The organism is Neomesorhizobium albiziae, assembly GCF_900114255.1.
In the GTDB taxonomy this organism is placed as follows: Bacteria; Pseudomonadota; Alphaproteobacteria; order Rhizobiales; family Rhizobiaceae; genus Neomesorhizobium; species Neomesorhizobium albiziae.
On record NZ_FOSL01000002.1, the window covers coordinates 467,279 to 482,594 of the forward strand.

Below are 15,316 nucleotides of genomic sequence, written 5' to 3' on the forward strand. Positions count from 1 at the left end.
ATGGCCATGTCAACCACAATCACCAGCCCCACCCTCTCGGAAGCCGGCCTTGCAGTCGAGCGCCACTGGCGGGAGTTGGCGACGCGCCGCCGCCTCTACACGCTTGGCGGCCTGCTCTTCATGATCGTGGCGATGTCGGGCTCGTTGTGGTTTGCCAATGAGAGCAACGCCGGCAAGTTCTGGGATCGGCTGCCGCATCTCTTCGACTTCATCGACCAGATGATCCCGCGTGACGGCTGGGAAGTCTGGCGCGCGCTGTTCGACCTGCCGTCGCCCTATGCCGACGGCAGCCTGAAGTACGATTATCCGGAAGGCCGGATGTACATCACCAGTACACTCTACGTGCCGGAATATGTCTACAAGATGCTGGAAACCATCAACATCGCGCTGGTCTCCACGCTGATCGGCTTCGGCTTCGGCTTCGTGCTCTGCTTCCTTGCCGCTTCCAACATCGTCACCCAGCGCTGGCTGCGTTTCTTCGTGCGGCGTTTCCTCGAAATCCTGCGCGCCTTTCCGGAGATCGTGATTGCCGGCTTCTTCCTGGCGATCCTGTCGATCGGTCCCATCCCGGCGATCATTGCGGTGTCGATCCACACCGTCGGTGCGCTCGGCAAGATGTTCTTCGAAGTCGTGGAGAATGCCGACATGCGGCCCGACGAAGGCCTGCGCGCCGCCGGCGGCAACTGGGTCGAGCGGGTGTGGTTCGGCATCGTGCCGCAGGTGATGCCCAATTTCCTGAGCTATGCGCTTCTGCGGCTGGAGATCAATGTGCGGGCCTCAACCATCATAGGCGCGGTGGGCGGAGGCGGCATCGGCGAAGTGCTGCGCCTGTCGATCAGTCGCACACATGAGGCCAAGACGCTGGCGATCATCTTGCTCCTCCTGCTCACCATCATCGGCGTCGACCAGTTTTCCGCCTGGCTGCGCAAAAAGCTGGTCGGCCAACAAGCCTTCGCCTTCGGCCGTGGGGATTGACACCATGACAACCCTGACCGCCGAACAGATCGACGACATTTCAAAACGCCATCCGGAAGTGTTTGCCGGCTCGCAGCGCAAGCGGCTCACCGCATGGCTGGTCGGCGCCGGCATCGCCGCCTACCTGGTCTTCGCCTGGTGGTTCTTTGCAGTTGGGTCGGTTCTCGCCGGCGGCAATTGGGGCATCGCCGGCGTCTATCTCGCCGACTGGGTTTCCTACGAAATCCGTCCGGAGATCGAGTTCGACGGCGACCGCCTGGAGATCAGCTATCCGCGTTTCTCGTCCTACCGCGCGGACCGCCAGCCGGACTGGATCCGGATCGAGCCCGTGGAGCGCGAAGAGCCAGGCGCCAAGGCTCCGGCAAAACGCGCCATCATCAACATCGGCGGCGCCAACACGATCGACGTAACCCCCGGCCAGGTCGTCGTGACGCGCGGCGCCGAGACGCTGGTCGTCGATGTCATACAAGGCAAAAGCGCCATCGCGCGGACCGCCTTGCCGACATGGGCGACGCAAAGGTCGGCGGGCGACAAGATCACTGTCGATTTCGGCTTCACGGGCAGCGCACAGATCGACGCCGACGATGTGAATATCCGGCACCGCTTCTTCGGCTGGGAAAATTTTGTCTTCGATGGACATTCGCCGTTCTGGGGCAAACCGGCCGGCGAAGTGTTTTGGCTGATTGTCTCCGGCCCGCGCCTCCAGCCCGAAATGTCGAATGCGGCGCTCGCCTGGAACAACATCTGGAACAATTCCGAATGGCAGCACGGCGACGTCTGGACGAAGCTCCTGCAGACCATCGTCATGGCCTTCGTCGGCACGGTCTTCGCATCGCTTCTGGCGTTCCCGCTGGCTTTCGCGGCGGCCCGCAACATCACGCCGAACCGCTTCACCAACCAGCTGTTCAAGCGCTTCTTCGATTTCCTGCGCTCCGTCGACATGCTGATCTGGGCGCTGTTCTTCACCCGCGCCTTCGGACCAGGCCCGCTGGCGGGCATCTCGGCAATCTTCTTCACAGACACCGGCACGTTCGGGAAACTCTATTCCGAGGCGCTCGAAAACATCGACGACAAGCAGCGCGAGGGCATCCGCTCGGTGGGCGCGGCTCCCGCGCTGGTGCAGCGCTACGGCGTGGTGCCGCAGGTGCTGCCGGTGTTCCTCAGCCAGTCGCTCTATTTCTGGGAATCGAACACCCGCTCGGCCACCATCATCGGCGCCGTCGGCGCAGGCGGCATCGGCCTCAAACTCTGGGAAGCCATGCGCACCAATTCCGACTGGGAAAACGTCGCCTACATGGTGCTCCTGATCTTGGTCGTCGTCTTCATCTTCGACAACATCTCGAACGCCTTGCGGCAGCGCCTGATCGGGCGGACGGTAATCGACTGATCGCCGGGCAACACGAGTTGGATCACGGAAAAGCCACGGCTGCTTCGTGATTCTGTCATGCAAATCGCCTATGCCATCGGCCTGGCGAGGAAACGCGATGCGCTACGCAATCTATTTCACCCCGGAACGTGACGACCCGCTGACCCGCGTTGCGGCGAATTGGCTGGGCCGCGATCCGTTTACCGGCGCTGCCGCTCCGGCGCCGGCGATCGGCCGCCTGTCGCCTGCCGAAATCGCTTTCCACACCGCCGCCGCCCGCCGCTACGGCTTCCACGCCACGCTGAAGGCGCCGTTCCGGCTCGCCGCTGGCGAAACCGAGGCGTCGTTGATCGAGGCCATGGACGTCTTCGCCGAAGCGGTGACGCCAGTCGTCATTCCGCGGCTGGTGCCCCGGCAGATCGACAGCTTTTTCGCCCTTGTTCCCGAACAGGCATCGGCGGAACTCAACAGCTTCGCCAACGACGTCGTGACTGCCTTCGAGCGCTTCCGCGCCCCGCTCACCGAGGCCGAGATCGAACGGCGCAGCCCCGATTCACTGAGCCCGCAGCAATTCCGAAACCTCTACCAGTGGGGTTACCCCTATGTGTTCGAAGCGTTCCGCTTCCACATGACGGTGACCGGCCGGGTAAGCGACGCCGAAGCGCCCCGCATCTGCGGCGCCATCGAGGAATTTTTCGGCGCCGTGCTCGACGAGCCTGTCGCCGTGGACGGCATGGCGCTTTTCGTCGAACCGGAACCTGGCGCCCCCTTCCACATACGATCATACCATCCGCTGGGTCCCCGGCGGGAAAGAAAGACCGCCTGAGATGACCGCTGAAACAGTTTTAAAGAATGCACGCATCGTGCTCGCCGACGAGGTGCTGACGGGGTCGATCCTGATCCGGGACGGCAGGATCGCGGACATCTCCGAGGGCGGCATGGCGGGCGAAGACATGGCTGGCGATTATGTCATTCCCGGTCTCGTCGAACTCCACACCGACCACCTCGAAGGCCATTATGCGCCGCGCCCGAAAGTGCGCTGGAACCCCATCGCCGCCGTGCTGGCGCATGATGCGCAGGTGGCGACCGCCGGCATCACCACCGTGTTCGATGCGTTGCGGGTGGGACTTGACGAAGACTCCGACATGACCGCGGCGGAGATGCGCAAGCTCGCCGACGCGATCGAGGACAGCGTCCGCAAGGACCGCGTACGCGCCGACCATTTCATTCATCTGCGCTGCGAAGTCTCGGCGCCCGATTGCCTTGAGGGTTTCGGCTTCTTCGACGGCGACGAACGCGTCAGGCTTGCTTCGCTGATGGACCATGCGCCCGGCCAGCGGCAGTTCGCCAAGCTCGAGGCATACGCGATCTACTATCAGGGCAAGCTGAAAATGTCCGACGAGGCGTTCCGCATCTTCTGCGAGCGGCGTGTCGCCGATTCCGAAGCGAATTCGCCGGCCAATCGCGCCGCGATCGCCGCCGCCTGCCAGGCGCGCGGCATCGTGCTCGCCAGCCACGATGACGCCACGGTTGCGCATGTCGAGGAGGCGGTGCAGCAGGGCATCCGCGTCGCCGAGTTCCCAACCACGGAAGCTGCCGCCCGCGCCTCCAAGCAGGCCGGGCTCGGCGTGCTGATGGGTGCGCCCAATGTCATGCGCGGCGGCTCGCATTCCGGTAACGTTTCGGCCCGCACGCTTGCCGAAGGCGGCATGCTGGATATCCTTTCGTCGGACTACATTCCTTTCAGCCTTATCCAGTCGGCCTTCTTCCTCGGCGAGGTGGTCGACGGCATCTCGCTGCCGCAGGCGGTGGCGATGGTCTCGAAAAACCCTGCTGAAGCGGTCGGCCTCGACGATCGTGGCGTCATCGAGAACGGCCGCCGCGCCGACCTCGTGCGCGTGCGCGTCGACGAGCATGTGCCGGTCGTGCGTACTGTCTGGCGCGAGGGGCGCCGCGTCGCATGATGGTCTCGGCCTTGATCGAACGCGAACTGACCGGCGCTGCCTTCCCGGTGCGCAACGGAGTCTTCATTGCCGTCGTCGGCCCGAGCGGCGCGGGCAAGGACACGATCATGGACTACGCGCGCGAAAAGCTGCGCGACGAGGGCGGCGTCGAGTTCGTACGCCGTGTCATCACGCGGCCGAGCGACGCCTCGTCCGAAGACCACGACACCCTTGCCGACGCCGCCTTCGAGGAAGCGGAAAGCCATGGCGCTTTCGCATTGTCGTGGACCGCGCACGGCTTGAAATACGGTCTGCCGGCGTCGGTCGACAAGACCATCGCCAATGGGCGCGTCGCCATCGCCAATCTGTCTCGCGGAGCCTTGCCGGCGCTGCGGGAGCGCTATGCCACCGTCGCCATCGTGGAGATCACCGCGCGGCACGAAGTGCTGGCGGAGCGGCTTGCGGCGCGCGGTCGGGAATCGCGCGGCGAGGTGCTGGCGAGGCTTGCCCGCACCGCGCCGGTGGAGCGTGGCGCCGACGTCATCACCATCGACAACAGCGGCGCGCGCGAAGACGCCGGCGAGCAGTTCATCACGGTAGTCCGCAAGGCCATCGCCCACGCGGATACGGTGGCGCCGTTTAGTCAGTAAGCAATTGCTTACATTATTCGCAGCAGGTGGTTGTCCCAGACATAGTCCTGCATCTCGGTGGCGCCGCCTTCCGGGTCGACGATTTCGCCGGCGCCGGTCGTCGCCATGAAGGCAGACTGGTCGGGCGCCAGGCCGCAGACTTCCTTCAGCGACAGCGATGAACGCACGGCGCCCGTTGCGGTGTCGATGACCGCCATGCTGTTGCCCTGCGGCGACGACACCGCAACGGTGCCGGCAGCCGGATTGGCGGCGACCGAGCCGACATAGTTGCGCAGCCCGCCGAGCACGTCTTCCGGCATGTCGACCAGCGCCAGGTCGGAGCCGGGTTTCGCCTTGCCGACCAGCAGCGGCCGGTCGCCGGCCGGGCCTTCGTACTGGCAGCCGAACCAGACGGCGCCGGCCGCGTCGATGTCCATGTGGCGGATCGACAGCTGGTGCAGCGCAGGCGGCAAAAGATGCTCTTCGATAAGGCCGCCGCTGGTCCGGTCGACGAACACCAGCGACGGTTTCATGGTCGACAGATTGAGCTTGGCGCGGCCGAAGTCCGGATGCGTCTCGATGCCGCCATTGGCGATCGCCAGCGTCCTGCCGTCCGGCATCAGCAGGAGTTCGTGCGGGTCCATGCCGTGCGTCGGAAACTCTCCGACGCGACGAAAGCTGTCGGTGGCGTCGTAGACGCCGATCATGCCGGCGGCGTTTTCATAATCGTTTTCGGTGGCGTAGAGCAGTCTGCCGTCCGGCGAGAACACGCCGTGGCCGAAGAAGTGTCGGCCTTCGACGCTTGCAATAGTTAGTAGTTGCTTACGTTTTGTGTGATCGAATACGACCGCGAAGGTGCCAGGCCGCCGCGCGAACACCACCGCCCGCTGCGACACCGGATCGAAGGTCACATCGTGGCCGCGGTCGGGCAGGTCGGCCGAAAAGACTATTTTGCGGTCTTCAGACAGCACCGCCACGCCATATGCGCCGTCACGCGTCTGATAGGCGGTGGCGAAAACCGCTTCCGCCGCTTCTACCGCATGCACGGCTTGCGGCGAAAGCGACGCCACAAACCCGGCGCCGGCGGCCTTGAGGAATACGCGGCGGTCGATGAGGCGCATTGCCTTAGTCTCCATCAAGCGAGGAGAAGCCAGCGGTTAGTCCGAGTTCGGTCGCCAGCCGGGTGCCGAAAATCTCCGAAAGGCTCGACGTGACGACGCCGAAATAAGCGAACTTGCCGCGTTTCTCGGGATTGGCCAGCGCGGCATCGACCGGTCCCTTCGCCGCTTCGGCAGCGTTGATAGCATTGCCCAACTCGAAGTTCGCCGACTGGGCGATCCAGCGCGATGGTTCCGGCAGCGCCGGCCCGATGCCGGAGGCATCGAACAGCGCCTTCAAGCCCTCCATATTGCCCTTGAGCGCGTCGGCGGTTTTGCCGGAGCGCCAGAACAGCGCCTGCTTCGGCTTGTCGGCATTTTCCGTGTCGCCGAGGAAGCCGCCGAGCCGCTGGTCGCGGATCAGTTCCAGGCCGTTGACAAAAACTTCCAGCAGCTCGGTAAGCGCCTCGTCCGCGTTGCGATAGAGCGGATTTTGATCTCCGAACCCCTGCCATTTCGCCGAAAAACCCGTCGGACCGGCCCATTCAGCCGCAAGTTCACCAGCCATGTCGTCGAGATTTTTCGAGATCGCCGCGCCATAGGCGCAGCGGAACGCCCCCGCCTGGCCGGACAGTTCCTCGGCGCCCGTCCCGTAGAGGACGAACTCCAGCGCACCCAGCCCTTGCATGGCGACGCTCTTGCCGGCGAGTTCTTTCGCATCGCTGGCGGTCCGGTCTCTCTCTGCCAATGCCGCCTGAACCTGCTTGAGGCCAATGCTCTTGCGGTCCGGCCAAAAGAGAATGCGCTCCAGCCGGTTTTTTTCCGTCACTGGTCCGAAGCGGATGATTTCGATTTGCGACCAGGAGTCGATTGCCGAGGAGAAAGCAGTGCGCGCGGCTTCGAGCGACGCTTCCGACGGAGCCTTGCAGAGGCTGGCGGCGGCCTTGTCCAGCGCGGTAGTCGCGTCGTGAAACCGGACATAGCCGGGCCGCACGAAATCCGCGACGCTGCGCGACACGATTGCCTTGCTGTCGAGGCTGGCCGCGCCTGCCGGGACGGCTGACAGCAGGAGGAGGCCGGTGGCCATGGCCGAAAAGGTCCGCAGCATCAAAGCGACTCCAGGAATTTGACCAGCGCCTCGCGTTCCCTGCCGGCAAGCGCTGCAAAGCTGTCGCGCGCCTTCTGTGCTTCGCCGCCGTGCCAGAGGATCGCTTCGGTCAGGTTGCGGGCGCGGCCGTCATGCAGGAAAAATGTGTGCCCGTTGACACGCTTGGTCAATCCGATGCCCCACAGCGGCGGTGTCCGCCATTCCGTGCCGCTGGCATCGCCCACGGTTTGCCCGTCCGCCAGCCCCTCGCCCAGATCGTGAAGCAGGAAATCGGAATACGGCCAGATCAGCTGGAAGGCCTGCGCCTTGTTGGGAGCGTCGCGCCGGGTGACGAACTTCGGAGTGTGGCAGGAGGCGCAGCCGAGTTCATAAAAGACCTTCTTGCCGGCAAGCACGTCGGCGTTGCCGACGTCGCGCCGCACCGGCACCGCGAGGTTCTGCGAATAGAAGGTAACGAGGTCCATCACCGGCGGCGGGGCCTCGACCGCTCCCAGCCGCTCCTGCACGCCGTTGGGCAGCGCAAGGCACTCCTTCTCGGCCTCGGTGCAATCGCCCCAGTGTTTCGGCACTTCCGGCGTTGAAATACCGATGTCGCCTGCAAACGCATCGGCCGATTGCTGGCGGATCGACGGCGTCTGCGCTTTCCAGCCGAAACGCCCGAGCGTCAGTTCACCGCTGAGTTCGTCGCGCACGATCGACGGCCTGCCGGAAATGCCGTCGCCGTTCCTGTCGTCGGGGTCGGCCTTGGCGAGGATGTCGGCGGGGTGGATCTGCTCGACCAGTCCCAGGCCGATCATCTGCGGCGTCACCCGCGGCGACAAGGTCGTGCCGGCATCCAGCGGGCCACTGGCAAGGTCGGTCAGGCCATAAGCCGGCTTGCGCAGCGACAGGGCCGTTCCGTCTGCGAGCCTGACCGGTATCTCCTCATAGGAGATCGTCATCCGGCCCTCGCCGGCGAGCCCCGGCACGGCAAGGTCCTGCAACTGGCCGCCATAGACCGGGTCGGGGAAGTTGAGAACCTTTCGGTCGGCAAGCGCCTGTTTCTCTTCCTCGGTCTCGGCCTGCCGCGCCAGCCGGAAAAACATGGACGTGGCGTCCGCGTTGCCTTCCGGCGGATGCCCGCGGCCGTCCTTCAGGTGGCAGCTCTGGCAGGCACGCGCGTTGAACAGCGGCCCCAGTCCGTCGGAGGCCTGCGTCGAGGAGGGCGAAGATACCCACAGCTTGCGGAAAAGCCCGTTGCCGAGCTTGAACGTACCCTCTTCCTCGAAGGTCAGGTTGGCAGACGATTGCGAGAAGGCGTCCTGGTTGATGCGCTTGCGCGAGGTTCCGGCGCCGCCCTGCATAGGCTCGAACTGTTCCGGCTTCGAAAAATCCGTCGTCGGCCTGGTGATGGCAGTGACGCGGGCGAGGTCTTCAGCCGACAGATCGGTGCGGGAGGTGGGGAGGTTTGGAAGTTCGGGCGACCCGGCCGTGCCGGGGACAATCGCGAACATCCAGACGAATGCGCCGGTCGACACGACACGCGCCAATCCTGCAGGCCACCTTCTCCCCGGGAACGGGGAGAAGGTACCGTCTCGCCTGCGGCGCAGAATACTCAGGGCGCGCCGCATGCCCGCATGTCCTTAGTGTCCTTCCGCCTCGTCCGCCGAGGCAGCGTTGAGCAGGCCGTATTTCTCCTCGCCTATGGAGGCGAGCAGATCGAGCTGCGTCTCGAGGAAGTCGATGTGGCCTTCCTCGTCGCTCAACAGTTCCTCGAACAGTTGCATGGTCACGTAGTCACCCAGTTCCTGGCAGATCTCGCGCGATTTCTTGTACGAAGTGCGCGCGTCGTATTCACCGGCAAGGTCGGATTCCAGCACTTCCTTGACGTTCTGGCCGATCCGAAGCGGCGCTACCGATTGCAGGTTCGGATGGCCTTCGAGGAAGATGATGCGCGCCACGATCTTGTCGGCGTGGTGCATTTCCTCGATCGATTCGGCACGTTCTTTCTTGGCCAGCTTGATGTAGCCCCAGTCTTCAAGAAGGCGGTAATGCAACCAGTACTGGTTGACGGCGCCGAGCTCCAGAAACAGAGCCTCGTTAAGCCGCTCGATGATCTGCTTTTCGCCTTTCATGGGTAATGCTCCCGTATTGGACCCGCAATCCGCGCACGCGGTCCAGGTGTGAAACGACATCCTCTCCGTTCGCCTCCGAACGCGAGTGGTAGTTCTCGGTAACCCGAATGATCGTTTCGACCACATTTGGGAAGCAGCCGCAACAGCGTCCTCGCTTTTGCAGCGTATGGTAGACTTTGGCGGGCACGATCAGGGTCCAGGGATCCTGATCGAGAAGCTGGACGATCGTCTCTTCGATCTCCTTTTCGGTGATGAGATTGCAGTGGCAGATCAGCATTTCATACTCTGGAGTGGCTGACGGCGCCGGGGCGCCGTTTGGCTGGTGTTGGCGCTCGGAGCCTTACTGGAAGACCTTGTCCGGCGCGTCGAGGCTGTCCGATCCCTCGAAGGCGATCGTATCGAGTTTCAGTGCGGCGACGGCGCGTTCGATCGACTTGGTCTGGTCGACCAGGGCGTCGATTGCCGCCTGCACGGTGGCATTGCCTTCCGCGTTGCCTTCGCCGATCTGCTGGTCGTAGGCCTCGCCGCCGACGGCACGCGCCTGGATGGCTTCCATCTTGGCGACTGTGGCGTCGAGCTTGCCGGCAAGCTCCGTGTCGACTGCCGCGTCGGCTTCCTTGACCATCGCAGAAACCGATGCCCCTTCGACCACGCTGCCGTCGACGCGCTTGTAGCTGCCGCGATAGGCGTCACGGATGCCGACCGCGTCGTACAGATGCGAGATATGGGTATTGTCGGAGAAACAATCATGCTCTTCCTCCGGATCGTGCAGCAACAGGCCGAGCTTCATGCGTTCGCCGGCCAGTTCGCCGTAGGACAACGAGCCCATGCCAGTGAGGATGGTCGAGATGCCGGCCTTGGGATCGCCGTCGAGCAGGTTTTTGCGGGCAGCACCGTCGGCGCCCCAATTGCCGACCATTTCCTGAAGATCGGCGACCAGCAGATCTGAAGCTGCGGCCAGATACTGTGCGCGGCGGTCGCAATTGCCGCCGGTGCAGTTCCTGGTGTCGTAGTCGGTGTAGGGCCGGTTGCCGGCGCCGGCCTTGGTGCCGTTGAGATCCTGGCCCCACAGCAGGAATTCGATCGCATGGTAACCGGTTGCGACATTCGCCTCGATATCGCCGGCTTCCTGCAGCGTGCCGGACAGGAGTTCCGGCGTGATCTTCGAGGCATCAATTTTCTCGCCGTTGATCTCGATCGACGGGTTGGCGATCACATTGGCGGTGTAAAGTGTGTTTTCGTCGGATTCGGTGCCGTAGCTCTTGTCGACATAGTCGATCAGGCCTTCGTCGAGCGGCCAGGCGTTTACCCGGCCTTCCCAGTCGTCGACGATGGCATTGCCGAAGCGGTAGACCTCGGTCTGCTGGTAGGGGATGCGCGCTGCCTTCCAGGCCTCGCGCGCCGCCTTCAGCGTTTCCTCGGACGGCGTCGCGATCAGCGCGTCCACGGCGGTGTCGAGCGCCTTTGCCGTGGTGAGCGCGTCTTCGTATTTCGCCAGCGCGATGTCGGAATAGGTGGTGAGTACGGCTTTCGGATCGGCGCCGGCAGCCTTTGCCGGCAGCACGAAGATCGCCGCGGTCAGCACCGCCGTCGCGGCAACCGCCGCCAGTCTTCCGGAATGTCTGGTCAGGCCGATGCTCATTGTCCTCTCCTCAGTGAACCGTCGCGCGCGGGGCGCGTGACAAAACGTCTTCAATGGCATGCCTTGGGATCGGCAGCAGGATCTGCTGCAGACCGGCCAGCGTATCGGCAAAGCTGCCCGCGGCCTCGCCGATCTCGCGGCTGCGGCCGGGGCAGGACATGTTGCGCAGGCAGGTGAGCGCGGCCGCCTCATCGCCATGCTGCAGGCCGGCGATCAACCCGAGCGTCAGGCATTCGTCGCGGCAGATGTGATGGGCGCCGAACGGGAAGCTGCGCAGCGGGCATGCCGCGCATTGGCGAAGCGTGCGCACGAAATGCGAAAGCTCGGAAAGCGCCCTGCGTCCTTCCGCCGCGCCGAGCATGCCTGTGTAGAGCGAGAAGGTCATTTCCCAGGGCGTCACCGAGCCGGTCTCGAAACCGGCCATCCAGCGGCGATAGCCTTCGAGCACCAGCTTTTCGGGCGGGCGTTCGAAATAGCAGCCTTCATGCGGATCGAAATCGGAAATGCGCACCGTCAATGCTGCTCCCGAAGCTGCATCGCAGGTAGCCGCAAGGCTTGCCGTGCGGTCGAGCGGCCGGTCTTGCCGGCGGGTGCGGACCGGCCGAACAGCCGGTGGGTAGTCGGGGAGGCCGCGCGCAGGCGCGGCTCGCAAAACGGAGACATGACGTCCTCCAATCGAAAGGGTTCAAGGCCCAGACATCAAAGGGATGCGCCTTTTAAGCGCCACGTCATAAAGCGCCTGTCGGCGCCAAAGTCAACATAACTGAAAGAAAATGTACTTTAAATCAATAGGTTAGAATTATTCTAAACTATACAGGTCAACTTTCACGTGTGAGCTGGCGCCGCCATTCGCAGGTGAAGGCGGCGCGCGCTCGGTCATCCAACCTGCTTGGCACGCGGCTTCCGCGTCGGTTTGGGCGGCGGAGGAGCGGCGACCTGGCCGAGCCCGATACCCCGCGCCAGCTCCGATCGGCGAGCCGCGTAGTTCGGCGCCACCATCGGATAATCCGCCGGCAACTCCCATTTCCGGCGGTAGTCGTCAGGGGTCATTTCATAGTGGCTTCTGAGGTGCCGCTTGAGCGATTTGAATTTTTTCCCGTCCTCCAGGCAGATGAGGTAGTCGGGATGGATCGATCGCTTGACCGGAACCGCCGGAACCGGCGGCGCCAAAGTCGGCTGGTGGCCCGTCCGCAAGCCCAGCAGGGCCTGGTGGACGTCGGCGATCAGGCCGGTGAGCATCGGCAACGGAACCGAATTGTGGGAGACGTAAGCCGCCACGATATCAGCGGCGACGGCGACATTTCTGGCAACGGCGGAATGTTGGCTCATGCTTCCAGACTACTCCGATGAAAACGATTGCAACCGATAACACAGGCGGCGACAATCTCATAGATGTCTATGACTATCTTATGAGTAAGCTTTTGTTCACCATGTCGCCCTAACCATTGCGCAGTTAGACGCGATCGAAGGACAAGCAATGAGCTATAACTGGGACGCTCCGCCACCTTCCTGGAGGAAGCGGTCGATGATTGCGCTCGGTTTGCTTGTGGTGGCGGCTGGCGCATTTACCGTACTCGTCGGTTTTGCCGCCTGAATTCTATCCAGCTCAGCCGCCCCAAGCGAATCAACTTGTTGAGCGGACGGCCCCGGCAGCCTCGCACCGGGGCCGTTGCAGGTCATTTCTGCAGTTCGGTCCAGATCCTGGTGTAGAGCTCCTGAACCTCCGGCGGGCAGGTCTGCGACGCAACGCCGAGCGATTTGTACTCCGCCGGCACCTCGACCTCCGGCGCGCCCTTCATGTCGTCAGGCATGAACTTGTCGGAGCCGGCGATGCCGTTGGCGTAGCGGTGGAAGCCCGAATTCATGCCGGCGCTTTCCGGATCCATCATGAAGTTCTGGAACAGCTTGGCGTTCTCGACGTTCTTGGCGTCCTTGAGGACGGCAACGTTGTCGCTCCAGTTGACGAAGCCTTCCTTGGGATAGCCGTAGCGGATGGCTGGATTCTTCAGTCGCTGGCGCAACGCCGAGCCGTTCCAGTCGCTTGACGCGGCGAAGTCGCCCGAGCCCATTTTCTCGATGGTGCCGTATTCCATCGCCACCCAGTTGGGCTTGGCCGCCACCAGCGTATCGCGCACCTTCTTGAGGATTTCCTTGTCGCCGGTGCATTTCGTGCCGCCGTTATAGAGCACCGCGGCGTCGATCACGTCGGTCATCTCGGGGACGACGTTGACCTTGCCCTTCAGTTCGTCGGGGGTGTCGAAGACGATGCCCCAGGTGTTGATGTCGCCCTTGTAGACGTCGGTATTCACCACGACGCCGACGGTGCCCATCGCCCATGGCACCGTATAATGACGGCCGGGGTCGAAATCGGGGTTCTTCCATTCCTCGGCGACGTTCTTGAAATTCTCCATCTGGTCGGGGCGCGTCTCCAGCAGCAGGCCTTCCTCGATCCAGATCGGGATGTAGTTCTGCGACGGCACGACGACATCGAAGCCGTGCCCGCCCTGACGGATCTTGGCCAGCGCGGTGTCGTTGGAATCGTAGTCGGTGATGGTCACCTTCACATTGTTGGCGGCCTCGAACTTCTTGATCATGTCGGGGCTGGTGTAGTTGCCCCAATTGTAGATGTTGAGCACGCCCTCGGCCCCCGCGATGCCGGTCGACGCCAGCAGCGCAAGGCCCATGGCCGTCGCGGTGATCTTCCAGTTCATGTTTCTTGCTCCCATTGTCAGTTCCGTTTTCTGCTGATGAAGAAAAACAGTGTGACGATGCCAACCGATATCAGCAGGAATACGGTCGAGATCGCGTTCATTTCAGGCGTGATGGCGCGCCTCAGCTGCCCGAGCATGTAGGTCGGCAACGTATCCTGGCCGCCGGACTTGACGAAATTTGTGATGACGACGTCGTCCAGCGAGATGACGAAGGTCAGCATCAGCCCGGCCAGGATGCCGGGCCACAACAGCGGCAGGGTGATGCGCCGGAACGTCTGCCACGGCGTGGCGTAGAGATCGGCGGCGGCGCGCTCCAGCGTCAGGTCCATGCTTTCCAGCCGCGCCCGGATCGGCAGATAGGCGAAGGGGATGCAGAAGGCGGTGTGCGCGGCGATCAGGTAGCCGAGGCCGGAATAGCCGGTCGCCACCTTGATGCGGGAGAAGAAGATCAGAAGGGCGACCGCGGTGACGATTTCCGGCACCATCAGCGGTTGGTTGATGAAGGCATATTTGAGGGTAAGGCCGGGATAGGGTGCCGTACGGGTGGTGGCAAGCGCTGCCATGGTCGCGACGATGGTCGCCATCACCGCCGCCGCCGCTGCGATCTGCAGGGAACGGATGGAGACCTCGATCACCTGGCTGTTGTTCCAGGCGGCAACGAACCAGCGCAGCGAAAAGCCCTCCCAGTCGGCGATCGACGTGCCGGCGTTGAAGGCATAGATCACCAGGATGGCGATCGGCGCGTAGAGCGCTGCGAAGCAGATCACCGCGATTGCCGTGAAGCCGGTCTGATGCCGGATGGAAAACGGCCTAGCCATGCCGTACCTCGGAATCGCCTGCGTTGCGGACATAGGCGAGCAGCGCCACCATGACGACCGCCATCAGCGTGATCGACAGTGCCGCGCCCAGCGGCCAGTTGCGGCCCTGCCCGAACTGCAGCTCGATCAGGTTGCCAAGCATCAGGTTCTTGCCGCCGCCGAGGATGCTGGGCGTCACATAAGCGCCGAGCGACGGGATGAAGACCAGGATCGAACCGGCGATGACGCCCGGCTTGACCAGCGGGAAGATGATGCGCCGCAAGACCTTGAAACGCGTGGCGTAAAGGTCGTAGCCGGCCTCGATCAGCCGGAAGTCGAGCTTTTCCATGCTGGCGTAGAGCGGCAGCACCATCAGCGGCAGGTAGACATAGACCATGCCCACCATGATGGCGAAGTCGGTGAACAGCATCTGCACGGGCTGTTCGACCACGCCGGTCGCCAGCAGCACCTTGTTGACCACGCCTTCGTTGCGGATGATCTCGAGCACGGCGAAAGTGCGGATCAGGAGGTTGGTCCAGAACGGAATGGTGATCAGGAACAGCCAGACCTCGCGCATCCGCTCCGGCCGCGTGGCGATGAAATAGGCGGTGGGGAAGCCGAACAGCAGCGTCAGCAAGGTCGTGCCCAGCGCCAGTTTGACCGAACGCCAGAAGATCGACAGATGCGCGTCTGCGATCGAAAGCGTGTCGTCGAAAATATCGCGCTCAAGCAGCACCGACACCCACGCATCCGTTGAAAACTGCCACTTCACGTCGCCATAGGCGCCCGGCGCCAGGAAGGAATAGACAAGCACGATCAGCAGCGGGCCGGTTGCGGCAAGCAGGATGATGAGCAGAGCCGGCGCCGAAAGCAGCCAGCGGTTTCGCACGTCGCGGCGCGCTCGGGTCTTGGCCAGCTCAGCGGCGCTTGCCAT

17 protein-coding genes are annotated in these 15,316 nt (G+C 63.4%); 5 read left to right on the forward strand and 12 right to left on the reverse strand.

Going from position 1 to position 15,316, the window contains the following annotated elements; all coding sequences use genetic code 11:
• Positions 1-6 precede the first annotated feature (6 nt).
• The 5 genes from phnE (F3H98_RS05880) (at position 7) to phnN (ending at position 4,934) form a co-directional block, all read left to right on the forward strand.
• Entirely contained in the window at positions 7-975 is a 969-nt protein-coding gene (gene phnE / locus F3H98_RS05880) for a phosphonate ABC transporter, permease protein PhnE (RefSeq protein WP_149759172.1), read from the forward strand.
• Between the two features lie 4 nt (positions 976-979).
• Positions 980-2,362, forward strand: coding sequence for a phosphonate ABC transporter, permease protein PhnE (gene phnE / locus F3H98_RS05885; protein WP_149759173.1), 1,383 nt, complete (start codon positions 980-982; stop codon positions 2,360-2,362).
• 97 nt (positions 2,363-2,459) lie between these two features.
• Entirely contained in the window at positions 2,460-3,167 is a 708-nt protein-coding gene (locus F3H98_RS05890) for a DUF1045 domain-containing protein (RefSeq protein WP_149759174.1), read from the forward strand.
• Between the two features lies 1 nt (position 3,168).
• Positions 3,169-4,305, forward strand: a complete 1,137-nt coding sequence (locus F3H98_RS05895) for an alpha-D-ribose 1-methylphosphonate 5-triphosphate diphosphatase (RefSeq protein ID WP_149759175.1) — start codon at positions 3,169-3,171, stop codon at positions 4,303-4,305.
• Complete coding sequence (gene phnN, locus F3H98_RS05900; protein WP_149759176.1) at positions 4,302-4,934, forward strand: phosphonate metabolism protein/1,5-bisphosphokinase (PRPP-forming) PhnN; 633 nt, start codon at positions 4,302-4,304, stop codon at positions 4,932-4,934. Before F3H98_RS05895 ends, phnN begins: the two co-directional genes overlap by 4 nt.
• Before the next feature lie 8 nt (positions 4,935-4,942).
• On the opposite strand, the gene F3H98_RS05905 is transcribed toward phnN, so the two are convergent.
• The 12 genes from F3H98_RS05905 to F3H98_RS05955 form a co-directional block, all read right to left on the reverse strand.
• On the reverse strand, positions 4,943-6,034 hold the full coding sequence (locus F3H98_RS05905; RefSeq protein ID WP_425294814.1) for a DUF1513 domain-containing protein: 1,092 nt from the start codon (positions 6,032-6,034) through the stop codon (positions 4,943-4,945).
• Between the two features lie 4 nt (positions 6,035-6,038).
• On the reverse strand, positions 6,039-7,118 hold the full coding sequence (locus F3H98_RS05910; RefSeq protein ID WP_149759178.1) for an imelysin family protein: 1,080 nt from the start codon (positions 7,116-7,118) through the stop codon (positions 6,039-6,041).
• Positions 7,118-8,611: a di-heme oxidoreductase family protein gene (locus tag F3H98_RS05915; RefSeq protein WP_425294816.1), complete on the reverse strand. Its 1,494-nt coding sequence runs from the start codon at positions 8,609-8,611 to the stop codon at positions 7,118-7,120. Before F3H98_RS05915 ends, F3H98_RS05910 begins: the two co-directional genes overlap by 1 nt.
• 129 nt (positions 8,612-8,740) lie before the next feature.
• Positions 8,741-9,232 (reverse strand): bacterioferritin, encoded by a 492-nt coding sequence (gene bfr / locus F3H98_RS05920; RefSeq protein ID WP_149759180.1) that lies wholly within the window; start codon positions 9,230-9,232, stop codon positions 8,741-8,743.
• Positions 9,198-9,509 (reverse strand): bacterioferritin-associated ferredoxin, encoded by a 312-nt coding sequence (locus tag F3H98_RS05925; protein ID WP_149759181.1) that lies wholly within the window; start codon positions 9,507-9,509, stop codon positions 9,198-9,200. Before F3H98_RS05925 ends, bfr begins: the two co-directional genes overlap by 35 nt.
• A gap of 63 nt (positions 9,510-9,572) precedes the next feature.
• Positions 9,573-10,874, reverse strand: coding sequence for an imelysin family protein (locus F3H98_RS05930; RefSeq protein WP_149759182.1), 1,302 nt, complete (start codon positions 10,872-10,874; stop codon positions 9,573-9,575).
• Between the two features lie 10 nt (positions 10,875-10,884).
• On the reverse strand, positions 10,885-11,391 hold the full coding sequence (locus F3H98_RS05935) for a hypothetical protein (RefSeq protein WP_188130338.1): 507 nt from the start codon (positions 11,389-11,391) through the stop codon (positions 10,885-10,887).
• Positions 11,388-11,537: a hypothetical protein gene (locus tag F3H98_RS30990; RefSeq protein WP_188130339.1), complete on the reverse strand. Its 150-nt coding sequence runs from the start codon at positions 11,535-11,537 to the stop codon at positions 11,388-11,390. Before F3H98_RS30990 ends, F3H98_RS05935 begins: the two co-directional genes overlap by 4 nt.
• A 213-nt stretch (positions 11,538-11,750) precedes the next feature.
• Positions 11,751-12,203 carry a Ros/MucR family transcriptional regulator gene (locus tag F3H98_RS05940; protein ID WP_149759183.1) on the reverse strand — a complete coding sequence of 151 codons (453 nt, stop codon included), beginning with the start codon at positions 12,201-12,203 and terminating at the stop codon, positions 11,751-11,753.
• Between the two features lie 347 nt (positions 12,204-12,550).
• Complete coding sequence (locus F3H98_RS05945) at positions 12,551-13,585, reverse strand: ABC transporter substrate-binding protein (RefSeq protein WP_149759184.1); 1,035 nt, start codon at positions 13,583-13,585, stop codon at positions 12,551-12,553.
• A 17-nt stretch (positions 13,586-13,602) separates the two neighbouring features.
• Positions 13,603-14,403 carry an ABC transporter permease gene (locus F3H98_RS05950; protein ID WP_149759185.1) on the reverse strand — a complete coding sequence of 267 codons (801 nt, stop codon included), beginning with the start codon at positions 14,401-14,403 and terminating at the stop codon, positions 13,603-13,605.
• A complete protein-coding gene (locus F3H98_RS05955) occupies positions 14,396-15,316 on the reverse strand; it encodes an ABC transporter permease (RefSeq protein WP_149759186.1) in 921 nt (306 codons plus the stop codon). The genes F3H98_RS05950 and F3H98_RS05955 overlap by 8 nt, the downstream gene beginning before the upstream one ends.